Here is a 22,533-nt window from a genome sequence, read left to right as displayed (position 1 = left end):
CCCGGGGGTTTGGGGGCTGGCCCCCATTCAAAGCTGCGTTTGGGGGCTGGCTCGATCGAGGATACGCCTTTCACGCCGTCACGGACCCGATCAGGGACCTCGTAGGGTGGGTTTCCAACCCACCATTGCAGGCCGACACTCACCGCCCCCAAAAAAACGAAAAACCCCCGCCGGATCACTCCGGCGGGGGCCGCGTTCACGCAGTCACCGTGCTCAATGCACCACGGCGTCGTCCGGCCGCTCGCGGTTGGTCGACCCGACGCGCTCGCCGATGATCAACCCTTCGGGCCCGGCACTCACCGGTACCGTCGCGCCATCCAGGATATCCCCGGCCAGCAATCCTTCGGCCAGCGGGTCCTGCAACGCCTTCTGGATCACCCGCTTCAGCGGTCGTGCGCCATAGACCGGGTCATAGCCTTCATCCGCCAGCCACTTGCGGGCCGCATCGTCCAGCTCCAGCGTGATCTTCCGCGCGGCCAGCCGCTTCAGCAGGCGGGCCATCTGGATATCGACGATCCCGTCCATCTGGTCGCGGTTCAGCCGGTCGAAGACCACGATCTCGTCCAGCCGGTTCAGGAACTCGGGCCGGAAATGCGACCGCACCGCGTCCATCACGTCGCGCTTGGCCGATGCCGCGTCCGACCCTTCCGGCAACTGGCTCAGCGCCTGCGACCCGAGGTTCGACGTCAGGATGATCAGCGTCTGCTTGAAATCCACCGTCCGGCCCTGCCCGTCGGTCAGCACACCATCGTCCAGAACCTGCAACAGCACGTTGAACACCTCCGGATGCGCCTTCTCGACCTCGTCGAACAGCACCACCTGGTAGGGCCTGCGCCGCACGGCCTCGGTCAGCACGCCGCCCTCGTCATAGCCGACATAGCCCGGAGGCGCCCCGATCAGACGGGCGACCGAGTGCTTCTCCATGAACTCGCTCATGTCGATCCGCACCATCGCGCTGTCGTCGTCGAACAGGAATTCCGCCACGGCCTTGGTCAGCTCGGTCTTGCCCACGCCGGTCGGTCCCAGGAACAGGAAGCTGCCCAGGGGACGGTTCTCGTCGTTCAGCCCGGCGCGCGCCCGCCGCACGGCATTGGCCACCGCCTTCACGGCGGCATCCTGGCCAATCACCCGGCGGTGCAGGTTGCCTTCCATGCCCAAAAGCTTCTCGCGCTCGCCTTCCAGCATCTTCGCCGTCGGAATCCCGGTCCAGCGTTCGACCACCTGGGCAATCTGCTCGGGGCGCACGGCCTCCTCGACCATCACGCCGTCTTCCTCGGCCTTCTCGGCCTCGGCCAGCTGCTTTTCCAGCTGCGGAATGACGCCATAGCTCAACTCCCCGGCCTTCGCCAGGTTGCCCTCGCGCTTGGCATGGTCCAGCTCGATCCGCGCACGGTCCAGCTGTTCCTTCAGGTCGCGGGCACCCGCCAGCTTGTCGCGCTCGGATTGCCACTTCGCGGTCATCTGGCTGGATTTCTCCTGCATGTCGGCCAGCTCTTTTTCCAGCTTCTCCAGCCGGTCCTTGCTGGCGGCGTCGTCCTCTTTCTTCAGGGCCTCGGCCTCGATCTGCTTTTGCAGGATTTCGCGGTCCAGCGCGTCCAGTTCTTCGGGCTTGCTGTCCACTTCCATGCGCAACCGGCTCGCGGCCTCGTCCACAAGGTCGATCGCCTTGTCCGGAAGGAAACGGTCGGTGATATAGCGATGGCTCAGCGTCGCCGCCGACACCAGGGCGCTGTCCGAGATCCGCACGCCATGGTGCAGCTCGTACTTCTCCTTGATGCCGCGCAGGATGCTGATCGTGTCCTCCACGGTGGGCTCCTCAACCATCAGCGGCTGGAACCGGCGTGCGAGGGCCGCGTCCTTCTCAACGTGCTTGCGATACTCGTCCAGCGTCGTCGCCCCGACACAGTGCAACTCACCCCGCGCCAGCGCCGGCTTGATCAGGTTGGCCGCGTCCATCGCGCCATCCGCCTTGCCCGCGCCCACCAGCGTGTGCATCTCGTCGATAAAGAGGATGATCTCGCCCGCCGCATCGGTGACCTCGTTCAGCACGGCCTTCAGCCGCTCCTCGAACTCGCCGCGATACTTCGCACCGGCGATCAGCGCACCCATGTCCAGCGCCAACAGCTTCTTGTTCTGCAAACTTTCGGGCACGTCGCCATTGACGATCCGCAGGGCCAGACCTTCCGCAATCGCGGTCTTGCCCACGCCCGGCTCGCCGATCAGGACCGGGTTGTTCTTGGTCCGGCGGCTCAGCACCTGCATCGCGCGGCGGATCTCGTCGTCACGCCCGATGATAGGGTCGATCTTTCCATCCGCGGCCCGTTTCGTCAGGTCCGTGGCGTATTTCTCCAGCGCTTCGTAACTATCCTCGGCCGAGGCACTGTCAGCGGTCCGCCCCTTGCGGATATCGTTGATCGCCTCGTTCAGGCTTTGCGCGCTCAGCCCACCCTGCTCCAGCGCATCCTTGGCCGGGCTCTTCACCATCGCCAGCGCGGTCAGCAGGCGCTCCACAGGCACAAAGCTGTCGCCGGCCTTCTTGGCCAGCTTGCCAGCCTCGTCCAAGAGCTTCACGGTCTGCCCATCCATGTAGATCTGGCCCGAGTCGCCCGAGACCTTGGGGATCTTGCCCAGGCTCAGATCGACGGCCTGCATCACGCGATCGGGCTTGCCGCCCGCCCGCTTGATCAGGTTGCTGGCCATCCCCTCGGGGTCGTCCATCAGTGCTTTCAGTATGTGTTCGGGCGCCAGTTTCTGGTGGCTTTCCCGAATCGCGATCGTCTGTGCGGCCTGAATGAAACCGCGCGACCGCTCGGTGAACTTCGACAAGTCCATCCCGTCTCTCCTTCTCACAAGCGTTACCCCGGTGGCGCACCCAGCATTAGGCATGCGGCTTCGGGAACCTCAGACCATTAGATGGGTAACACGCATGTGAGCTTCAAGTCGGCCCTGCAAATTGTCCGCATCGCGGAAATGCCACCCAGATGTTGAGGTGGCTGCAAGCCAACACCACCACATGCGCGAAAACTTGCTCATGATTTTTGTGAACCTTGCAACCATTTCGACCGACCCAACGTTATCCACACAGTTATCCACAGGCCAAGTGTCCCGGGTAACTCGCAAAACAGGAGCAGACCCATGCAGATCGAGAAGCTTGAATTCGACGCAATCCGCTACAACCCCGAACTGGAAGCGTTCGAGGCGGCCGTTCGTATCCACGACTCCGGTCACATCTATCGCTACCCGGTGCACCTCAGGGCCCCGCTCAACGCGGAATACGGCCTGATCGCCCGTGGCCTCACGCAAAAGGCCAGCCTGCGCCACACGCAAAAGGCACATGACCTGCGCTCAGCGCTGCCGGAATCCGCACAAGGCGCCGCCGCAGCCGCCTGAAAAACAGGCGAAAAATTGCGAGGGAACACCCGTTAACCTTTTTTCCCTCGCAACCCGCGCCCGATTGAGGCACAATTTCTGCGAGTGCAAAGTTGGGTGTGTCATGAAGATCGAGCGAATTTCCCTGGAAAATGTAGCGGTTTCACCACATTCAGGGGCCCACGTCGCCACGGTTCTCTTGCACGGCGACACGGCTTCGCTCAGTCTGCGCGCCTCGGCCATGCCGGCGACCATGCTCGGCGGTTTGACCGAAACAGCGATCGTGACCCGCGCATTGGTTCAGGACGCTCTGCGCCAACTCCGGCGGATGCCCGAATTTCGCAACGCCCCCCAGGCCATCGTGGTCGAGGATACGGCCTGGCCGCTCTCTGCCGAACAGGCTTGACGCCGCCGCCACGCCCCGCAAGAAGGGCGCGACCAGACGCGAAAGGTTGCGCCCATGCCCGAACCCGTCCAGCTCAGACCCAAACGGCCGGCCGATGACCGCCTGATCGTCGCCATCGACCTGCCCAACGCGCTCGAAGGCCTGCGCCTCGCGGAAACCTTGGGCGACGCGGTGTCGTTCTACAAGATCGGCCTCGGGATGCTCACCGGCGGCGGCCTCGCGCTCGCCAACGAGCTCAAGCAGGATCACGGCAAGCGCATCTTCCTCGACATGAAGCTGTTCGACATCGGCGCGACGGTGGAAAACGCCGTGCGCGGGCTGGCGCAGTTCGACCTCGATTTCCTGACCGTGCATGGCGACCCCCACGTGGTCCGCGCCGCCCGCGAAGGCGCGGCGGGCAAACCGATGAAGATTCTCGCCGTCACCGTGCTGACCTCGCTCGACCGCGCCGATCTCGATGCCTCGCTGATCGCCCCCGGCGACATCCCCGATATCGTCGCCACCCGTGCGGCCCGCGCGCTCGAGGCCGGGGCGGACGGTGTCATCGCCTCCCCGCAGGAGGCCGCGATGATCCGCGCCCTGCCCGAGGCCGCGGGCAAGCTGATCGTCACCCCCGGCGTGCGCCCCGCAGGCGCCGCACTGGGCGACCAGAAGCGCGTCGCCACCCCGGCACAGGCCCTGTCGGACGGCGCCGATCACATCGTGGTGGGCCGCCCCGTATGGGCCGCCGACGACCCCCGCGCGGCAACCCAGGCGATCCTGAACGAGATCGCCTGACGTAGGGTGGGTGAAACCCACCTTCGCCCCACCATGGCGCCCTACCTATCCAGATACGCCGCCACCCGCTCGGCAAAATGCGGCACCGCCTTGTCGTGGCTTACGAAATCTTCTGGCCGCATCAGGCACCACCCCTGCCCTTCGCGGCCGAACGCCACCTTCTGCGCCAGTCCGGCCGGGCAATGCGCCGCAAAGAACCACATCCGCGTCGGCGCGGGATAAAACCGTCGCCAGCGCAGCACACCGGGCGCCAGGATCAGGCCCAGCTCCTCGCGGGTTTCGCGCAGAACGCAGGCCTCGGCGCTCTCGCCCTCCTCGCGCCCGCCGCCCGGCAGGTCCAGAAAGCCGGGCCACGGGATATGGCCCAGGTTGTCGCGCTCGATCACCGCAAGATAGTCCCCCAAAAACAGCGCCAGCTTGGTGCCCTCGAACATCTCTTCTTCGCCCGTCGCCTGCATCGCGTCTTTCCCCTGCCACGCCTCGCGCCTAGAATAGCGCCATCGCAACCAATGCCCAGCCCGCCCATGCCCGCCTTCTGCCGCGATTGCCTGACCCAGTTCGACACCGGCCCGCGCTGCCTCGCCTGCCGCAGCCCGCGCGTGCTGTCGCATCCCGAACTCTTCGAGCTTTCCATCGCGCACATGGATTGTGACGCGTTCTACGCCTCGGTCGAGAAACGCGACAACCCCGACCTGGCGCACAAACCCGTCATAATCGGCGGCGGCCGGCGCGGCGTTGTCTCCACCGCCTGCTACGTCGCCCGCATCCGCGGCGTGCGCTCGGCCATGCCGATGTTCCAGGCGCTGAAACTCTGCCCCGACGCCGTCATCATCAAGCCGCGGATGGAGCTTTACGCCCAGATCTCCCGCCAGATCCGCGCGATGATGCAGGATCTGACCCCCGATATCGAACCGCTGTCGCTGGACGAGGCGTTTCTCGATCTGACCGGCACCCATCGCCTGCACGGCGCGCCGCCCGCCGTGATGCTGGCCCGCCTGACCAAACGTATGAAGGACGAGCTTGGCCTCACCGGCTCCATTGGCCTTTCGCACAACAAGTTTCTGGCCAAGATCGCCTCCGACCTCGACAAGCCGCGCGGCTTTTCCATCATCGGCAAGGCCGACACCGCCGATTTCCTGCGCGACAAGCCCGTCAGCCTGATCTGGGGCGTCGGACACGCCGCGCGCAGCTCGCTGGATGCGGCGGGCATCCGCACCTTCGCCGACCTGCTGCGCTGGGAGAAAACCGACCTGGTGGCCCGCTTCGGCTCCATGGGCGAGCGGCTCTGGAACCTCGCCCGCGGGCAGGATCACCGCCGCGTTTCGGCCCATACCCCGATGAAGTCGATTTCCAACGAGACCACCTTCAGCGAGGACACCGCCAGCGCCGACATCCTCGACGGTCACATCTGGCGCATGGCCGAAAAGGTCGCCGACCGCGCCAAGGCCAAGCATCTGGCGGGCCGCGTCGTCACGCTCAAGCTCAAGCGCTCCGACCATTCACTCCTGACCCGCCGCATCTCGCTGCGCGACCCGGCGCAGCTGGCCGATACGCTCTACCGCACCGCCCGCGCCCTTTTCGACCAGGTCGATCACACCAAGCCCTACCGCCTGCTGGGCGTGGGCCTGTCGGACCTCGTGCCCGAAACCGCGGCCGAGGCCTCGGGCGATCTGCTCGACCCCCAGGCCCGCCAGCGCGGCCGCGCCGAACGCGCTACCGACGAGATCCGCGCCCGCTTCGGCGCAGACGCCATCCTCAAGGGCCGTTCCTTGCGCTGAGCAGGATTTTCCCAGCCATGGCAGACTGTTACCGGCAATCCCCTGTTGCACGAAAATCACATTGACGCCGCAAATGAACACTCGCGCAACTTTCCGGCCCGTGTCACGTTGCTTCGGTCATGAAACGCGCAATGCCCTATCCCATCCCCTGTCTCGCCGCTCTGGCGCTCTGCGCCACCGGCCTGCGCCCCGATGCCGCCACCGCCGCCGACTGGGTGGACTTTTCCGGCGACATTTCGGTCGGCGCCAACAGCATCCAGGACAACGCCTTCATGTCCCGCATCGACGCGATGCTGACCTTCACGCTGTTCGACATCGGCGACAGCCCCGTCGCGTTCGAATTCGGCACCTTCGGGTACTACTACAAGGGCGACCGCCCGCACGAAACCTACGCCGCTTTCGTCTATGACGACCGGTTCCGGCTAGGCGTGGTGAAACCGGCCTATGACCGCGTGCTGCTCTCGCCTTTCGATTTCACCGCCGCCTCCGTTGCCGAGACCCGCGCCGAATACACCCGCGCCCGCGCCACGACCGAAGCGCTTCGGTTCAACTCAGTCCCCGTGGGCGTCTCCTATGGCGACACCACGGGCGATATGCGCTGGGCCGTCTCGCTGCTCGATGCCAGCGACGGCAACTTCCGCTCCGCCGCCGCGTCCGCCCAGTGGCAGGCGCAGCCCGTGACCCTCGCCGCCGCGGTCGAGGGCGTCTGGGACCCCAAGGATGATTTCGACGGCATCAACGCCAAGCTCGGCGCCCGCTGGCAGGACGGGCGGCTCGATATCGGCGCGGCCTTCCTGCACCCCGACGCCAACCAGCGCCCCGACGCGGTGGCCTTCGACGTGAACTACAATGTCTGGCGCGACCTGACGCTTTCGGGATTCGGCGAGGTCACGCGCGGCAGCACGACCTCCGCCTACGGGCTCGCCGCCCGCTACGATTTCCAGGATCGCTCGGACGTGACCTTCGCCGTCACCGACACCAAGGCCGACGAGGAAGTCCACTTCACCTACACGCGCCGGTACTGACCTGTCGCGCGGATTCCGGCGCCCGGTGTCTTAACTCGGGCCGTCGACAAACCGCACCGTCGCGATACAGTCGAAATACCGACGCGATACCGATGCACATTTCGGGAACTCTGCGCCGTTAAGCTTCGATTCGCCTCACTCGGCCGCCAGTTGCTGCGGCTTGGGCCGCCCGACCTCGGCGATCTGCGCGATGACACCCTCCAAGAGCATCTTGAACGCCTTGAAATTGCCGTTGGGCCGGATCAGCCGCTCGTTCATGTAAAGCGCCCGGTCGATTTCGACCTGCACCGCGTGCCGGCCCTCCTGCGGGCGGCCGTAATGCTGCGTGATATAGGCTCCGGCAAAGGGTGCGTTGCGCGCCACCTTCAGCCCGGCGGCAGCAAACGCCGCCTCGATCCGGTCCACCACCTCGTCGCTCGCCGCCGCGCCGAACCTGTCTCCCAGCACCACCTCGGGGCGCCGCGCCCCGCTGCGCGCGACCGCGTCCATCGCCTCGTGCGGCATCGAGTGGCAATCGATCAATATCGCCTGCCCGAACATGCCCATCGCCTGGTCCATCTGGGTTTTCAGCGCCGCATGATAGGGCCGCCAATAGGTGTCGATGCGCCGTTGCGCCTCGTCCATGCTGATCTTGCCGGAATAGATCGCCTTGCCGTTGGCCACCACCCGCGGAATCACCCCCAGGCCCGAGGCCACGCGCGGGTTGTGGCCCGTCCGCCGCGCCCCTTCGATCAGCGCCGGGTCCAGCTCCTCGGTCGAGCGGTTCAGGTCCACGAACGCCCGCGGCGCGCCGGCCTTGATGAACGGCGCCCCGTTGCGGGGCGCGGCCTCGAACAGGTCGTCGACGAATGCGTCCTCGGAGCTGCGCACGCTCAACTCGTTGAGGTTCGTGCGCCGCACGAAGGACCACGGGTAATCCCGCCCGCTATGGGGCGACGCGAACACCACCGAGGTCGTGCGACGCTCAGGATGTGTAAGGGTAAACGCGGCTTTTGGCATTCTGTCTCCTGCCCAGACATAATAGTCTGAAAATCAGGTTCTAAAAGCCCTTGATCCCCTTCCCGACTCCTTTTATAGACACGCCTCACCGGCGCGGTTTCCCGCGCCCCTATTCGTTAGGGGCCATGCCAATCCGGTATCAGGGCGATTAGCTCAGCGGTAGAGCACTTCGTTGACATCGAAGGGGTCACTAGTTCGATCCTAGTATCGCCCACCATATTCACTGCCCGGCCTTGCCGGTGCACCCGCAACCCGGCGCCCCGCGCCACGACATTGGAGACGAGTGATGAAAGTCCGGAACTCGCTGCGTTCGCTCAAGAACCGCCATCGCGATTGCCGCGTCGTGCGCCGCAAAGGCCGCGTTTACGTGATCAACAAGACCCAGAAGCGTTTCAAGGCCCGCCAGGGCTGAGACCGCGATCCGGTTCTGCTGAACGAACCCCGCCTCGGCGGGGTTTTTTCGTTTGGCCGAGCGGACGTTTAGCGAGACGCGCGAACGCCCGACCGCGGGCTGGCGACCGACAGTTCTTCAAGGCACTTTATCTCTGCCACAGCCGCAAAACATCGAATTGAGGCGCTCACCTCTCCAAATCGCCAGCCCGTCCGGGCGGTCTGGCGATCGCGCGGCGGCGCGCAAGCGCGCCTTGATTCCGCGCGGTCCGCACTCTTCACACGTCGTTAGGAATTTCGCGGGGCACTACGTCTCATCCCGCTCGAACCGCGCCATCCCCGGCACCTCCGGCAGCCACTTTTCCCGCCGCACGCACCACAGCTCGTAAGTCGGCTCGAACACATTCGGCGCATCCAGCGCCCCAAGGTGGACCTCCACCTCGCCGTCGCTGACGGAAAACACCGACCCGCCGCAGCGCGGGCAGAAATGTCGCCCCTCCCAGTCGCGCGTCTCGCCGCGAATCGTCACCGCCGACGCCGGGAAGATCGCGGCGGCAAAGAACACCGCCCCATGATGCTTGCGGCAGTCCAGGCAATGGCACAGCCCCACCCTGTCGGGCGCGCCCTCCGCCGTGATCCGCACCGCCCCGCACAGGCACCCGCCCTCGACCCGGTCCATGCCGCTATCTCCCGTGGGTCCGGTCATACCCGTTCACCGGCGGGCTGACCCAATCGCCCAAGGCCCCCTCAGCCGGCGCGAAGACCTCCACCTTCAGCGGATAGCACGCCGCCGCGTCGCTGGAATGCTCCGCCGAGCAATCCCCGCCCGGACAGGCGCTCAGCGCCCCCAGCAGGTCGATCTCGGCAAAGAACTCGATGTAGTCGCCGGGCCGAACCGGGCTGGCCTTCATGAAATACTGGCCTGTGTCCCGCGTGAACCCGGTGCACATGAACACGTTCAGCACGTCATGCACCAGCGGCTCGGCCTCCTCCAGCGAGACCTCGAGTTCATCGGCCACCGCCCGGATCAGGTTGGAATGACAGCAATGGTGATACTGCGACCCGGCCAGCAGGTTGCCCGTATAGGGATCGCAGCGCGTGCCGATCACGTCATGCACCGACCCGCCGAACGCATCGATCCCGTACCAGTCCAGCGTATCCGCCACGATGGTCGCCATGGGCCGCAGATAGGGAAAGCCCGACCACATCCGCTCACCGGTCGTCAGGTGCGTGCCGTGCAGCGCCCGCGACTTGCCCGAATAGAACCGCTCGCCCAGGTCCTGCGCGTTCCACAGGTTCAGGTCCCCCACCTGCGGCCCCTCGACACTGGTGATGCGAAAGAACTGCCCCGCCGCCACGCGAAAGCAGGCGGCCTCGCGCGGCGGCGCGATCACCTCACCCACTTTCTCGGCCCCCTCCCGCGCGGCGCGGTACAGCTCCAGGTCCGGCACGGGCAGGGTCTCGTTGGGATAACAGACGACAGGCGCGACGGCCCGGCGCAGATCGGCATCGGTGGGTTCCGGCATGGGCTCCTCAGGAGTGCGGCGTGTTCCTGAAGCAATCCAAAGGCGGTTTGCCATCCGATGTAAAGGCCCGCGCCCCGCAGAACGCACAGCGAAAGGCCGTCTGGCCCGGCTTCGACGCGCCACGGTCCTCGCGCCACCGGCAATTGCGCATCTTAGGGCGCGCGTAAATCGCCACCAGTATGAACGCAATGACAAGACCCACGACAATGAACATGCCGTGGGTCTTACACTGTCCCGCGGGGCAAGGCCAACCGGCCCGCCCCGGATCGGGGGGCAGCTACAGCACGACCACGTCCAGCGGCGGGAAACCGTTGAAGCCCACGCTGGAATAGGACGAGGTGTAGGCACCGCAGCTGCGGATCAACACCCGGTCCCCGGCCTTCAGGCCCAGCGGCAGGTCGATCATGCGTTTTTCATACAGCACATCCGCCGAATCGCAGGACGGCCCGGCCAGGATGCAGGGACCCATGCGCTCGCCATCGCGGGCGGTCACGAACTGGTAACGGATGGCCTCGTCCATGGTCTCGGCAAGGCCCGAGAACATGCCGATATCCAGGTACACCCAGCGGTGCAGGTCGTCGGGCGACTTGCGCGACACCAGCACAACCTCGGCGGCGATCATGCCGGCCTCGGCCACCAGGCCCCGGCCCGGCTCTGCCATCACGCGCGGCACGTCGCCGAAACGCTCGGCCACCATCTCGCGCACTTGGGCTGCATAGATCGCCGGCGCCGCGATTTCCTCGCCATAGAAGGCCGGAAAGCCGCCGCCGATGTTCAGCAGGTCCAGCTTGTGGCCAGCCTTCTGCGCCGCACGCCACACGTCGGCGATCCGGTCCAGCACCGGCGCCCACATTTCGGGCTTGCGGGTCTGGCTGCCGACGTGGAACGACACGCCCACCGGGCGCAGGCCCAGCGATGCGGCGTAATCCATCAGCGCCACGGCATGATCCGGCGCGCAGCCGAACTTGCGGGTCAGCGGCCAGTCGGCGCCCGACGCCTCGACGATCAGGCGGATATAGACCTCCGCACCCGGCGCGTGCTCTGCGATCTTGTCCAGCTCTTCCTCGGCATCGGCGGCAAAGAGCGTCACGCCGACATGGTAGGCAAACGCGATATCGCCCGGTTTCTTCACGGTGTTGCCAAAGGAAATATGCTCAGGCGCGGCGCCCTGCGACAGGCACAGCTCGATTTCGCCCCGGCTGGCCGCGTCGAATCGGCTGCCTTCACGCACCAGCGCCTCGATCACCTGCGGCTCGGGGTTGGCTTTGACGGCATAGTGAATATGCGCGTCGCCCAGCCCCTGCGCCAGCGCGCGATAGTTTTGCAGCACGACTTCGGTGTCGATCACCAGGGTCGGGCGGTCGAATGTGGTGGTACGCAGAAAACCCTCGATACGGGCGGCGCAAGCATGGCGGAAATCACCCGACAGGTCGGTGACGAAAGCGGTCATGGACATCTCCAAAGGTCACGAGGCGGCACAGGGCCGCGAGGTAAAGTTCAGAGACGTTACCGTCGCTACGTAACCGCTGGGGTCATGGCCTTCGGGACAGAGGCGCGTGCGTTGGCGTCTGATCGTGCAAATGGGGCCAATCCCCGAGTCGTGCAAGAGTTTTCGCAGACCGCGGAAATTATTTTTTCCGACGGTTTGAACTGTGTTTTCACTACATCAGTTTCAGGCGCTCAACCCCGCCGCGCGCCCCGAGAAAATGCACCCGCCAAGGAAGGTCCCCTCCAGCGCATTGTAGCCGTGATAGCCTCCGCCACCAAAGCCCGCGACCTCTCCGGCGGCATAAAGCCCGTCCAGCACGGCGCCATCCGGGCGCAGCACTTTTGCTTCCAGATCGGTATGCAGCCCGCCCAGCGACTTGCGCGTCAGGATATTCAGCCGCACGGCAATCAGCGGGCCATTGGCGGGGTCGAGAATCGCGTGCGGTTTGGCGGTGCGGATCAGCCTGTCGCCCCGATAGGCCCGCGCCTGCCTTATGGCGATCACCTGCGCGTCCTTGGCGAACGGGTTGGCCAGCTGCGCATCCCGCGCCGCCACCTGCGCCCGCAATGCTCCTGCGTCCAGCGGCGCCTCCGGGGTGATCTCGTTCATCCCCTTCACCAGCGTCTCGAAATCCTTTGCCACGACGAAATCCTCGCCATGCGCCTTGAACGCCTCCACCGCGCCCGTCGCCCCCTTGCCCAGCCGTTCCTTCAGCACCTCGCGCCACTTGCCCGAGGTCAGGTCGGGGTTCTGCTCGCTGCCCGACAGGGCAAATTCCTTCTCGATGATCTTCTGGGTCAGGATGAACCAGGAATGCTCAAACCCCGTGGACAGAATGCGCCTCAACGTGCTCAGCGTGTCGAACCCCGGCAGGCACGGCGCCTCCATCCGCACGCCTTTGGCGTCGAACCACATCGAGGACGGCCCGGGCAAAATCCGAATCCCGTGGTTGGGCCAGATCGGGTCCCAGTTCTTCAGCCCCTCGCAATAGTGCCACATCCGGTCCTCGTTGATCGCCCCGGCGCCTGCGGCCTTGGCCACGTCCTGCATCTGGCCGTCGACGTAATCCGGCACGCCCGCGACCATGACCTTGGGCGCAGGCCCAAGCCGGTCGACGGGCCACAGCTTGCGCACCTTCTCATGGTCCCCGCCGATTCCGCCCGAGGCGACGATCACGCTCTCGGCCTGCACCTGAAACTGCCCTGTCACCTCGCGATTGGTCGAGGCTCCGCGCACCGCGTCATCCCCGGCCAGCACGTCCCCACGCAGCCCCGTCACGCGCCCATCGGTCACGTCCAGCCCGGTCACCCGGTGCCGGAACGCGAACCGCAGCTTTCCCGCCTCCTCGGCCTCCTGCACCAGCCGCACGAACGGGGCCACAACGCCCGTCCCCGTCCCCCAAGTCACGTGAAAGCGCGGCACCGAATTGCCATGCCCGTCGGCCTTGGCCCCGCCCCGCTCGGCCCAGCCGACCACGGGGAACCAGCGCATCCCCAAACCATGCAGATACCCCCGCATCGGCCCGGCGGCGAAGTCCAGATAGGCTTCGGCCACGCGGCGGGGGTTGTCATCCTCGGGCCGGTCGAACCCGGCGCTGCCCATCCAGTCCTGCGCCGCAAGGTCCCGGCTGTCGCGGATGCCCATGCGGCGCTGCTCGGGCGTGTCGATCATCATCAGACCGCCCAGCGACCAGAACGCCTGCCCGCCCAGGGATTGCAGCCCTTCCTGGTCCAGCAGCACCACCTTGCGCCCGCGCTTCACCGCCTCATACGCAGCCACAAGGCCGGCCAGCCCGCCACCCACGATCGCGACATCGGTCTTGTCCATGATCTCCTCCCACGCTTGCGGGGCAGCCTAACCCGGCCGCCCCGCCTCAGGGAAGGAAACGTCGCGTCAGCTTGTGGGCTGGGGCGCCTGCGGCTGCGGTTCGGGCTTGCGGAACCAGCCCCGGCGCGGCCCCTCGCGCGGCTCGCCGTACCAGTTCTCGTTCCGCGTGGCGAACATGGTGCCCGCGATGGCCGCGAACAGCAGGATCGACCCGGCCAGCAACGCGTAATCGGCACTGCGCAGAATGAGATAGAGCACACCGTAAAGCACCGCCAGCATCGCACCCACCACCAAAGTTCGCTTACCCAGCTTCAGCGCCGTCGCGGCAAAGGCCGTGACCAACCCAACCGTCGCCGCGCCCGACACCAGGTAGGCCATGCCGAACCCCACCTGTTCCGACAAGGCCAGCATCAGCAGGAAGAACGCCGACTGCGCCAACCCGATCAGGATATACTGCACCGGGTGCGTCGGCCGCTTGGTTTGCCCTTCGACCAGAAAGATCGTCAGGAACGTCAGGCCGATGAACAGCACGCCGTACCGCGCCGCGCGATAGGCTTTCTGGTAGAAGTCATTCGGCTGATAGAGCCCCACACCAAAGCTCGACGAACTCCGCGCCACCTCGTTCTGATCCGCGCGGCTGACCTGCGGCAAGGGGCGCGCCAGATGCGGGATCACCCAATTGGCCTGAAACCCGTCGTCGCGCACCGCGTGGCTGTCGGGCAGGAACGCGCCCTGAAACTCCGGATGCGGCCAGTCCGAGGTCAGCCTCACCCTCGTCTCGCGCCCCACCGGCGTGAACGAAAGTGCCTCGGCACCATTCAGCCCCATCTTCAGATCGAACGCCCCGATCTCTCGCGGGTCGCCCGTCGGTGCGCGCAGCCCGCCGATGTAACGGTTCTCGCTCGCCACCGGCTCCATCTCCAGCGCGCGGCCATCGGCCATCAGCCGGGTCTCGCCCCGCAGCGCGCGGTTGGAACTCACGTACACCCGCACCTCCGCCTGATCCCACAGCAGCACCTCCTCGCCGCGCAGCGCTTCCTCGGCCTCCTCCGCATTGAAATCGAACGCGCCCTCGGCCTTGGCGGTATAGACCGGGACCGAGAATATGCCCCGGCTGCGTTCCTGCGTGGTCTTCTCCACGCCCAACTCCAGCAGACCGGGATAGACATAGACCGGATCGCGGCGCAAAGTGCGCTCCACTTCGCGGAACCGAAACACCGGCTGGTCGTCGCCATCCAGCTTCTGTTCGCCGGTCTGTGGGTCGACCACCTCTTCCCGTTCGCGCACCATCACCGTCTCCTGGACCGGGATGATCAGGACGGGGCCGGACAAGAGCTGTTGCCCACCCCACTCCTGCCCGACCGAGGCGATGGCCTGGCGGTTGTAATCGGCGCGGCTGTCGATGATCGCACCGACGAAAAACACGGGGATGGTCATCAGCAGCACCAGCAGGCCCACGATGATGAACCGCAATCCGGGGGAACGCAGCATTGGAATGTCCTCTCGTTTCTTATTCCGATGCCCCGTTTTGCACAGGCGCTCGTGCAGACGCCCCCGCCCCGGTTGCGCAGATTTCGTGCAGGCGGGCCTGCGGCCCCTTGCCCCGCAAATGCACCTGCATTTAAGGTCCGGGCATGAGCAGAACACCCCAGAACCTTTCCGCGTGGCAGGTCCTGTCGCGCGCCCATCGCCGCCTCCAGAGCCATCTGGAGTCCGCGCTCAAGGCCGAGGGCCTGCCGCCGCTCGACTTGCTGGATGCGTTGGCGGCCCTGGATGCCGGGCCCGACAGCCAGACCGCGAAATCACTGGAAAAAGGCCTGATGCTGCCGCAATACGGCGTTTCGCGACTGCTCGACCGCATGGAAAAGGATGGTCTGATCCGCCGTGTTGCCGATGCCACCGACAAGCGCCTGAAGCATGTGCACCTGACCGAGGCGGGCCGCGCCACGCGTGCCGCCATAGTCCAGACCCGCGATGCCGCGCTCGACGCGTTCCTCGCCCCGCGCGCCAAGCCGGGGCAACTGGACCGCATCACCGATCTTGTCGGCCTGCTGGATCAGGACTTGTCCGACCCGACCTCGGGATAAAGCAGCCCGAACAGCGCCAGGGGCCGCTCGTGGCGCGACAAGGTGCCTGGCTCCCATCCGTCGCCGAAGGCCGCGAAGACATCCTTGTCATCGTAATGCTCGTCAAAGACCTTTCCGGCGCGCTTCACGAGTTCGGCCAGTTCGCTGACGAACTTGCTCTCCCCGATCGCCGTCCGGTTCAGGTAATGCAGCCGCCCCGACAGGTGGCGGCACACGTCCCGAAACTCTTCCTTCGACTTGAAATCGAGCTCGGGACGCGGCTTCATCATTACACCGCGCGCTCCAGCATCAGCTTCTTGATCTCGGCAATCGCCTTGGCGGGGTTCAGCCCCTTGGGGCAGGTCTTGGCGCAGTTCATGATCGTGTGACAGCGATACAGCTTGAACGGATCTTCAAGATCGTCCAGCCGCTCGCCCGTCGCCTCGTCCCGGCTGTCGATGATCCAGCGATAGGCATGTAGCAGCGCGGCCGGTCCAAGATACTTGTCACCGTTCCACCAATAGCTCGGGCAGGCGGCAGAACAGGACGCGCACATCACGCATTCATACAGGCCGTCCAGCTTTTCGCGATCCTCAATGGACTGCTTCCACTCCTTCGCGGGGCGGTTCGTCTTGGTCTCCAGCCACGGCATGATGCTGGCGTGCTGGGCGTAGAAATGCGTCAGGTCCGGGATCAGGTCCTTGACCACCGGCATGTGCGGCAGCGGATAGATCTTCACGTCGCCCTTCACCTCGTCCAGCCCGTAGATACAGGCCAGCGTGTTGATCCCGTCGATATTCATCGCACACGACCCGCAAATCCCCTCGCGGCAGGACCGCCGGAAGGTCAGCGTCGGGTCGACCTCGTTCTTGATCTTGATCAGCGCGTCCAGAACCATCGGGCCGCACTTGTCCATGTCGAGGAAATAGGTGTCGACCTGAGGGTTCTTCCCGTCATCGGGGTTCCAGCGATAGATCTGGAACTTGCGCACATTCTTCGCGCCCTCGGGCTTGGGCCACGTCTTTCCCCTGGTGATCCGGGAATTCTTCGGAAGCGTCAGCTGTACCATTTACGTGTCCTCTCCGTTCAACGGCCCAGCAGGACCAGACCGTTTTCAGCAATACATTGAACCGACTCGGGCCGGCTCGCGATGTCCACCACCAGCTCGACCGTCGCAGGCTGGACCCCGCCGACCGTGTCGCGGGCAATTGTGATGATTTCCCCGGCCGAGGCCGCGTCGATGATGCAGTCGGTGACAGGCGCCACGGTGACGCCCGGAAAGCGCCGCGCGACGATGCCGTTGACCACGGATTTTGCCCGCTCCCGCGCGATGGCGTCGGCGGCATCGTTGGCCGCGTCGCACCCCGCCAGCAGCAGGGGCAGCGCAAGAATGGCAAGCCACCTCATTCCGCCGCCTCCAGCTCCGACAGCTCCGGCAAAGCGTCCTCGACCTTGCACATCTGCATGATCTGCTTGAGGTTCGTCGGCCCGAAATCCTCGATCGTCAGGTCCATGAACTTCTCCACGATTTCGTCCCGCGCGTCTTCCAGCACCCGGTTCTGCGGGTCCAGCCCGGTGACGATCCCCAGCCCGCAGGGCCGCGGGTTCAAAACGTCGAACGCCAGTTCGGGGCGGTATTCGCGCAGGATCAGCGTCATCTTCCACACGTCGCCCGACCAGCCCTTGGTGCGCTCGGGGTCCCACTCGCGCTCGGCGGCGGCGGGCGAGAACGGCACAAGGTCATGCAGCAGGATCGCCGCATCGGGATGGCACAGCTTTTCCGTGGCGATGAAATCGTCCAGCACATACTCGAACAGGTGCATCCCGTCGATGAACGCCATATCGATGCGCGGCGCAATCTCCTGCGCCTGCCCGCTGGCAAAGAAATCACCGCTGGTCTGTCGGATCAGGTGCAGCGCCGGCTTGTCGCCCATCACGTCACCGTTCAGCCGGAAATCGGGATCCACCGCGATGGCCCTTCCCGGGCACCGCATCAGCGAATGCCCGCGCCCGCTGCCGATCTCCAGATACCACTCCGGGCGTCTCGTCCGGTGCAGCACCTCCAGCGCATCGAGGTAATGCCGCCCCCGCGCACGCGGCCAGCCCGCCGGGCGGGCAGGCTTTGCCGTGATATGCGTGGCGGCCTTGGGCATCGCGATCAGTTGCCGATGCAGTAGTGCGTGCCGCCATACATGACCGGCGCGTGTTTCGGGCACAGCCCCGCCTTGCGCGCGACACCAACCACCTTGAGGACCGGGCTGCCGCCACGGCCAAGCGCCTGATCGGCACAGGCATTGATCCGGTTCGCCGCCTCGGCGGTCACCCGGCCATGCGGCACGATCCAGATGCGCGTCTGCTGACCGATCGGAATCTCCTGCCATTGTCCGCCCAGACGGACACCGCCGCCAATGCCGAACTTGTGCTTGCAGTCCAGGATCGCGCTGCGCTGCTCACCGACAGAGATATACCGGTTCGGCTTCGCCGCCGCGATGACGGTCGACGCGCCGAAGCGATAGGCGATGCAACTGTTCAGCGCCTGCGCCTCGTAGGTGGACGCGCCGGACCCGCGCACGGGCGTCAGGATAACATCGTTGCCCCGCACGTTCGTCACGTAAGACCCCTCGGGGCTGACCTCGGCAAAGCATGCCTGCACGACGCGGTCCACGTTGGCCGGTGTGGTGTCGACGGCCTGCGCCGCGCCTGCCAGCATCGTCAGGCCGCCAATGGCGGCGACGCTTCTCAGAATGGCTTTCATCAAAATGTCCTTTCCTTGGGTGCGATCTTCTTCAGATTGATCCCACCCTCGGATTCGGTCGTGAGCGGGTCCTCGATGACAGGACGATAGCTCAATTCGACCGATGTGCCATCCACCCGCGCAACCGTGTGCACGCGCCAGTTCTCGTCATCGCGCTTCGAGAAATCCTCGTGCGCGTGCGCGCCGCGGCTTTCCTTGCGCGCCTCCGCGCCGGCGATGGTGGCCAGCGCGTTGGGCATCAGGTTGGTCAGCTCCAGCGTCTCCATCAGGTCGCTGTTCCACACCAGGCTGCGGTCGGTCACCTTCAGGTCGCCCACCTTGGCCGCGATCGCGTCCATCTTCTTGACGCCCTCGGACAGTGTCTTCGAGGTGCGGAAGACGGCGGCGTCCTCCTGCATCGTGCGCTGCATTTCCAGCCGCAGCTCGGCCGTGGGCATGCCGCCATCGGCGTGGCGGAAATGGTCGAAGCGATCCAATGCCTTGTCGACCTGGGCGGTATTCGTCGCCGGAACGGCGCTCTCGGGGTTCACCACCTTGCCCGCCCGGATGGCCGCGGCCCGCCCGAACACCACCAGGTCGATGAGCGAGTTCGATCCAAGCCGGTTCGCGCCATGCACCGATGCACAGCCCGCCTCGCCCACGGCCATAAGACCGGGAACGACCGCGTGCGGGTCGCCTTCGACGGGGTTCAGAACCTCGCCCCAATAATTCGTCGGAATGCCGCCCATGTTGTAATGCACGGTCGGCAACACCGGGATCGGCTCCCGGGTCACGTCCACACCCGCAAAGATCTTGGCGCTCTCCGAAATCCCCGGCAGGCGCAGGTTCAGCGCTTCGGCGGGCAGGTGGCTCAGGTTCAGGTGAATGTGGTCCCCGTGCTCGCCCACGCCGCGCCCTTCGCGGATCTCCATCGTCATCGACCGGCTGACATAGTCGCGCGGCGCCAGGTCCTTGTAGTTGGGCGCATAGCGCTCCATGAACCGCTCGCCTTCGCTGTTGGTCAGGTAACCGCCCTCGCCCCGCGCGCCCTCGGTGATCAGGCAGCCCGAGCCGTAGATGCCGGTGGGGTGGAACTGAACGAACTCCATGTCCTGCAGCGGCAGGCCCGCGCGCGCCACCATGCCCCCGCCGTCGCCGGTGCAGGTATGCGCTGACGTCGCGCTGAAATAGGCGCGGCCATAGCCGCCGGTCGCCAGCACGACCATCTTGGAGTTGAACACGTGGATCGTGCCGTCATCCAGCTTCCAGCAGACGACGCCGGTGCATTGCCCGTCCTCGCTCATCATCAGGTCGATGGCGAAATACTCGATGTAGAACTCGGCATTGTTCTTGAGGGATTGGCCGTAAAGCGTGTGCAGGATCGCGTGGCCCGTCCGGTCGGCGGCCGCGCATGTCCGCTGCACAGGGGGGCCTTCACCGAACTCTGTCGTGTGCCCGCCGAAGGGCCGCTGGTAGATCCGCCCTTCCTCGGTGCGGGAAAACGGCACGCCGTAATGCTCCAGCTCATAGACCGCCTTGGGCGCCTCGCGCGCCAGGTATTCCATCGCGTCCGTGTCGCCCAGCCAGTCCGACCCTTTCACGGTGTCGTACATGTGCCACTGCCAGCTGTCGGGTCCCATGTTGCCAAGGCTGGCCGCGATACCGCCCTGCGCCGCCACAGTGTGGGACCGCGTCGGGAACACCTTGGTCACGCAGGCCGTGCGCAGGCCCTGTTCGGCCATGCCCAGCGTCGCGCGCAGCCCAGCGCCGCCCGCGCCAACCACAACCACGTCGTAATCGTGTGTCTCGTATTCGTAAGCCGCCATGCTTCGTGCCTTTTCCGGTTCGTCTGCTCGGGCCATGCCGGCCCCGGCTATATGGTCTCACAGGGGCCAAGGCGGCGCGCGCCCTGCCCTTGAATGTCTCTCAGAGCGCCAGTCGCGCGATGGCGAACAGCCCCGTCGCCATGGCGCCATAGCTCAGGCAGGTCACCAAAATGATCGTGACCTTCTGCGCCGTGCCATGCACATAGTCCTCGATCAGCACCTGGCACCCATCGGCGAAATGCTTGAAGCCGACCACCAGCGTCAGCGCCGCGACGATGGCCGGGAAGGGCCGCGCGTAATAGGCCGTGACCTCCTCGAACGAACTGCCCAGGATGCCGCCGAAGGTGAACACGAAAAGCGGGATCAGGATAAGCAGCGCGACGCTCTGCAGCTTCATCGCCCAGAAATGGCCAACGCCGGATTTGGCCGAGCCCAGGCCCATGGCGCGCTTGCGGTCTGTCAGGTAACGCATGTCCGGCCCTCTCAGATGAACAACACGGTCAGGATGGTCAGCACGACCGATCCGCCGATCGCGATCCAGCCCAGCATCTCCGCGCGGTCGATCTGCAGCATCTTCCCGCTGTCCCAGATCAGGTGCCTGACCCCCGCCAGCGTGTGATACCACAGCGCCCAGAGCGACAGGAACATCACCACGTCTCCGAACCAGCCGGTCACCACCGCGTCGGCGGTCGCAAAATAGTCGGCCGAGGTCGCGGCGGCCAGCAGCCACCAGACCGTCAGCAGCGCCGCCACGATCAGGGCGTTGCCGGTGATCCGGGTCAGGATCGAGGTGATCGACGTCAGCTGTGGGCGATAGATCGTGAGGTGGGGCGAAAGCGGCCGGTTGCCGCGATTTACGTCTGCCATTGGCAATCCCTTTCTCGTCGCGATGTGGCGCCGACCCGGGTGGGCCAGCCTGCCCCGCGATTTGAGTTCGTTTTATCCAATCATCCGGGGCGTCTGCAAACCCGTATTCTTCAAATAGTGCAGGCATTTCGTCGCAAATCGGAAATTCGTGATCACATCACCAACTGCGTGATCACAAATTCGGCAAAAAGGAATCACTCACCACTTTCGAGATCGGTTTGGTGACTTCGCGCAGCAGTTTCCGACGCATTCGGGCGGGGTACTCGTCGTAATCGTTGGCTGTGATCACAAAAGCGCCCGGCCCGTGGATGACGTTCTTCCAGAAATACTCGGTCATCCTCGGCTCCGCCCCTTCGATGACCAGCGCATTGACCACGATTCCCTGCTCGGTCAGCAGGCCATGCATGTCGCGCGGCTCCGGGCCTTCGTTCGACGACCCGTCGCCCGAGACGTCAATCACCCGCCTCTCGCAATCGGGCACCTCCGCGAACTGCGCCGCGCCGACCTCCAGCGCCTCGCCGATCGCGGTGGAAAAGTTGCGCCACACGCGCGGCGCGGTCTCGATCCGCGCCGCCAGCGCCTCGACCGCATCGAAATCGTTCAGGCGCTGCCACGGCACAACCACGCGCTGGCGAGAGGTGCCGGTCCATTGCAGCACCAGCACCGCCGCCTCACCCACGACCAGCGCCTCGCTGACCGCGCCATCGCGCAACCCGTCCGCCAATCCCTGCATCTGGATACGGTATTCGGATTCGTCGACTGAACCCGAAACGTCCACGGCCAGCACAAGTGCCACCTCGCAGGCGGCGGCGGATACCGCCGCGCCACAGGCCACGGCGGCCGACAGCCACAGGCACGGGAAAGCGCGTTTCATGGCCAAAGCATGCGCCGAACCGGCGCCGCTGCCCAGCAAAACCGCTTGGGGCGCGGCTCACATTCGCGTTGTCCGGCGGTCAGGCGCTTCGACGCACCGGTCCCGCCACGCGCCGCGTGATCAGGTCCCCCACGCACTCGCGGAAGAAATCCCGCAGCTTGCGCATCGGATCGTCCGTCTTGTCGATCACGCACAGCCCCGCCGCGCGCGCCTTGTCCCACATGAAGGGGGACGGCCAGCCCGAGACGATGACGATGGGCACGTCCGACAACTCCGGCGCGCCGGCCAGTTCACCGGCAAACTCGCTGCCGGACCCGTCGGGCAAGCTGTTGTCGCACAGGATGGCCGAGTAGCGCGATTGGGACAGCGCCTTGCGCGCGGTTTCGATGGTCGAGACGAAGTCAATCTCGGCCTCTACCCGCGCCCCGCGCATCGCGCGGCGGATCATCTCCTGGTCATGGGCACTGTCTTCGAGGACGAGGCACCGCAGGCGCGGGCCTTCAAATGGCGTTGGATCAGGCATGGCAACCTCCTTTCGCACAGGACCGAAGGTTACAGACCACCTGTTAACAAAGCGAAA

At 65.6% G+C, this 22,533-nt stretch carries 25 protein-coding genes and 1 tRNA gene; 8 read left to right on the top strand and 18 right to left on the bottom strand.

What is annotated here, in order from left to right; genetic code table 11:
- Nucleotides 1–213: 213 nt before the first annotated feature.
- Nucleotides 214–2,832, bottom strand: a complete 2,619-nt coding sequence (gene clpB / locus RBB31_RS01880; RefSeq protein WP_306127557.1) for an ATP-dependent chaperone ClpB — start codon at nucleotides 2,830–2,832, stop codon at nucleotides 214–216.
- 303 nt (nucleotides 2,833–3,135) lie between these two features.
- On the opposite strand from clpB, the gene RBB31_RS01875 reads away from it, so the two are divergent.
- The 3 genes from RBB31_RS01875 (at nucleotide 3,136) to pyrF (ending at nucleotide 4,552) form a co-directional block, all read left to right on the top strand.
- Complete coding sequence (locus RBB31_RS01875; protein ID WP_306127556.1) at nucleotides 3,136–3,390, top strand: hypothetical protein; 255 nt, start codon at nucleotides 3,136–3,138, stop codon at nucleotides 3,388–3,390.
- 103 nt (nucleotides 3,391–3,493) lie between these two features.
- A complete protein-coding gene (locus RBB31_RS01870) occupies nucleotides 3,494–3,775 on the top strand; it encodes a hypothetical protein (RefSeq protein ID WP_306127555.1) in 282 nt (93 codons plus the stop codon).
- Between the two features lie 54 nt (nucleotides 3,776–3,829).
- Nucleotides 3,830–4,552, top strand: a complete 723-nt coding sequence (pyrF, locus tag RBB31_RS01865; protein ID WP_306127554.1) for an orotidine-5'-phosphate decarboxylase — start codon at nucleotides 3,830–3,832, stop codon at nucleotides 4,550–4,552.
- A gap of 41 nt (nucleotides 4,553–4,593) precedes the next feature.
- On the opposite strand, the gene RBB31_RS01860 is transcribed toward pyrF, so the two are convergent.
- Nucleotides 4,594–5,010, bottom strand: a complete 417-nt coding sequence (locus RBB31_RS01860) for an NUDIX hydrolase (protein ID WP_306127553.1) — start codon at nucleotides 5,008–5,010, stop codon at nucleotides 4,594–4,596.
- A gap of 66 nt (nucleotides 5,011–5,076) precedes the next feature.
- Here RBB31_RS01860 and RBB31_RS01855 point away from each other — a divergent pair, with 66 nt between their 5' ends.
- Nucleotides 5,077–6,330 (top strand): DNA polymerase IV, encoded by a 1,254-nt coding sequence (locus RBB31_RS01855; RefSeq protein ID WP_306127552.1) that lies wholly within the window; start codon nucleotides 5,077–5,079, stop codon nucleotides 6,328–6,330.
- Nucleotides 6,331–6,449: 119 nt separating this feature from the next.
- Nucleotides 6,450–7,355: a hypothetical protein gene (locus RBB31_RS01850; protein ID WP_306127551.1), complete on the top strand. Its 906-nt coding sequence runs from the start codon at nucleotides 6,450–6,452 to the stop codon at nucleotides 7,353–7,355.
- A 135-nt stretch (nucleotides 7,356–7,490) separates the two neighbouring features.
- Here the strand turns inward: RBB31_RS01850 and RBB31_RS01845 are convergent, their stop codons facing one another.
- Complete coding sequence (locus tag RBB31_RS01845; RefSeq protein WP_306127550.1) at nucleotides 7,491–8,354, bottom strand: N-formylglutamate amidohydrolase; 864 nt, start codon at nucleotides 8,352–8,354, stop codon at nucleotides 7,491–7,493.
- Nucleotides 8,355–8,496: 142 nt separating this feature from the next.
- Between RBB31_RS01845 and RBB31_RS01840 the strand changes: the two genes are divergently transcribed.
- Nucleotides 8,497–8,571: transfer RNA gene (locus RBB31_RS01840), tRNA-Val, on the top strand.
- A 69-nt stretch (nucleotides 8,572–8,640) separates the two neighbouring features.
- Nucleotides 8,641–8,766, top strand: a complete 126-nt coding sequence (gene ykgO / locus RBB31_RS01835; protein ID WP_025058716.1) for a type B 50S ribosomal protein L36 — start codon at nucleotides 8,641–8,643, stop codon at nucleotides 8,764–8,766.
- 285 nt (nucleotides 8,767–9,051) lie between these two features.
- Here ykgO and RBB31_RS01830 read toward each other — a convergent pair whose 3' ends face one another.
- The 5 genes from RBB31_RS01830 to creD all read right to left on the bottom strand — a co-directional run bounded on the left by RBB31_RS01830 (nucleotide 9,052) and on the right by creD (nucleotide 15,077).
- Nucleotides 9,052–9,423, bottom strand: coding sequence for a GFA family protein (locus RBB31_RS01830; protein WP_306127687.1), 372 nt, complete (start codon nucleotides 9,421–9,423; stop codon nucleotides 9,052–9,054).
- Between the two features lie 4 nt (nucleotides 9,424–9,427).
- Nucleotides 9,428–10,270: a DUF1989 domain-containing protein gene (locus tag RBB31_RS01825; RefSeq protein ID WP_306127549.1), complete on the bottom strand. Its 843-nt coding sequence runs from the start codon at nucleotides 10,268–10,270 to the stop codon at nucleotides 9,428–9,430.
- Between the two features lie 277 nt (nucleotides 10,271–10,547).
- Nucleotides 10,548–11,720, bottom strand: a complete 1,173-nt coding sequence (locus RBB31_RS01820; protein WP_371931279.1) for a type III PLP-dependent enzyme — start codon at nucleotides 11,718–11,720, stop codon at nucleotides 10,548–10,550.
- A gap of 222 nt (nucleotides 11,721–11,942) precedes the next feature.
- Nucleotides 11,943–13,586 (bottom strand): FAD-binding dehydrogenase, encoded by a 1,644-nt coding sequence (locus RBB31_RS01815; protein ID WP_306127547.1) that lies wholly within the window; start codon nucleotides 13,584–13,586, stop codon nucleotides 11,943–11,945.
- Nucleotides 13,587–13,652: 66 nt separating this feature from the next.
- Nucleotides 13,653–15,077 carry a cell envelope integrity protein CreD gene (gene creD / locus RBB31_RS01810; RefSeq protein ID WP_306127546.1) on the bottom strand — a complete coding sequence of 475 codons (1,425 nt, stop codon included), beginning with the start codon at nucleotides 15,075–15,077 and terminating at the stop codon, nucleotides 13,653–13,655.
- Nucleotides 15,078–15,220: 143 nt separating this feature from the next.
- Between creD and RBB31_RS01805 the strand changes: the two genes are divergently transcribed.
- On the top strand, nucleotides 15,221–15,673 hold the full coding sequence (locus tag RBB31_RS01805; protein WP_306127545.1) for a MarR family winged helix-turn-helix transcriptional regulator: 453 nt from the start codon (nucleotides 15,221–15,223) through the stop codon (nucleotides 15,671–15,673).
- Here RBB31_RS01805 and RBB31_RS01800 read toward each other — a convergent pair.
- The 10 genes from RBB31_RS01800 to RBB31_RS01755 all read right to left on the bottom strand — a co-directional run bounded on the left by RBB31_RS01800 (nucleotide 15,643) and on the right by RBB31_RS01755 (nucleotide 22,476).
- Nucleotides 15,643–15,942 (bottom strand): hypothetical protein, encoded by a 300-nt coding sequence (locus RBB31_RS01800; protein WP_306127544.1) that lies wholly within the window; start codon nucleotides 15,940–15,942, stop codon nucleotides 15,643–15,645. The two genes, RBB31_RS01805 and RBB31_RS01800, sit on opposite strands and share 31 nt — an antisense overlap.
- Complete coding sequence (locus tag RBB31_RS01795; RefSeq protein WP_306127543.1) at nucleotides 15,942–16,721, bottom strand: succinate dehydrogenase iron-sulfur subunit; 780 nt, start codon at nucleotides 16,719–16,721, stop codon at nucleotides 15,942–15,944. Before RBB31_RS01795 ends, RBB31_RS01800 begins: the two co-directional genes overlap by 1 nt.
- Nucleotides 16,722–16,738: 17 nt before the next feature.
- Complete coding sequence (locus RBB31_RS01790; protein WP_306127542.1) at nucleotides 16,739–17,059, bottom strand: succinate dehydrogenase; 321 nt, start codon at nucleotides 17,057–17,059, stop codon at nucleotides 16,739–16,741.
- Nucleotides 17,056–17,805 (bottom strand): class I SAM-dependent methyltransferase, encoded by a 750-nt coding sequence (locus RBB31_RS01785; RefSeq protein ID WP_306127541.1) that lies wholly within the window; start codon nucleotides 17,803–17,805, stop codon nucleotides 17,056–17,058. Before RBB31_RS01785 ends, RBB31_RS01790 begins: the two co-directional genes overlap by 4 nt.
- Nucleotides 17,806–17,810: 5 nt before the next feature.
- Nucleotides 17,811–18,407, bottom strand: coding sequence for a hypothetical protein (locus tag RBB31_RS01780; protein WP_306127540.1), 597 nt, complete (start codon nucleotides 18,405–18,407; stop codon nucleotides 17,811–17,813).
- On the bottom strand, nucleotides 18,407–20,212 hold the full coding sequence (gene sdhA / locus RBB31_RS01775; protein ID WP_306127539.1) for a succinate dehydrogenase flavoprotein subunit: 1,806 nt from the start codon (nucleotides 20,210–20,212) through the stop codon (nucleotides 18,407–18,409). The genes RBB31_RS01780 and sdhA overlap by 1 nt, the downstream gene beginning before the upstream one ends.
- Before the next feature lie 100 nt (nucleotides 20,213–20,312).
- Nucleotides 20,313–20,684, bottom strand: a complete 372-nt coding sequence (gene sdhD / locus RBB31_RS01770; protein WP_306127538.1) for a succinate dehydrogenase, hydrophobic membrane anchor protein — start codon at nucleotides 20,682–20,684, stop codon at nucleotides 20,313–20,315.
- An 11-nt stretch (nucleotides 20,685–20,695) separates the two neighbouring features.
- Nucleotides 20,696–21,079, bottom strand: coding sequence for a succinate dehydrogenase, cytochrome b556 subunit (sdhC, locus tag RBB31_RS01765; protein WP_306127537.1), 384 nt, complete (start codon nucleotides 21,077–21,079; stop codon nucleotides 20,696–20,698).
- A 172-nt stretch (nucleotides 21,080–21,251) separates the two neighbouring features.
- Nucleotides 21,252–21,953, bottom strand: coding sequence for a DUF1194 domain-containing protein (locus RBB31_RS01760; RefSeq protein WP_306127536.1), 702 nt, complete (start codon nucleotides 21,951–21,953; stop codon nucleotides 21,252–21,254).
- Between the two features lie 79 nt (nucleotides 21,954–22,032).
- Nucleotides 22,033–22,476 (bottom strand): response regulator, encoded by a 444-nt coding sequence (locus RBB31_RS01755; RefSeq protein WP_306127535.1) that lies wholly within the window; start codon nucleotides 22,474–22,476, stop codon nucleotides 22,033–22,035.
- Nucleotides 22,477–22,533: the final 57 nt, after the last annotated feature.

Origin of the sequence: Roseovarius sp. MMSF_3350 (assembly GCF_030733425.1) — a bacterium.
Lineage (GTDB): Bacteria > Pseudomonadota > Alphaproteobacteria > Rhodobacterales > Rhodobacteraceae > Roseovarius.
This window is presented reverse-complemented; position numbering and strand designations above follow the sequence as displayed.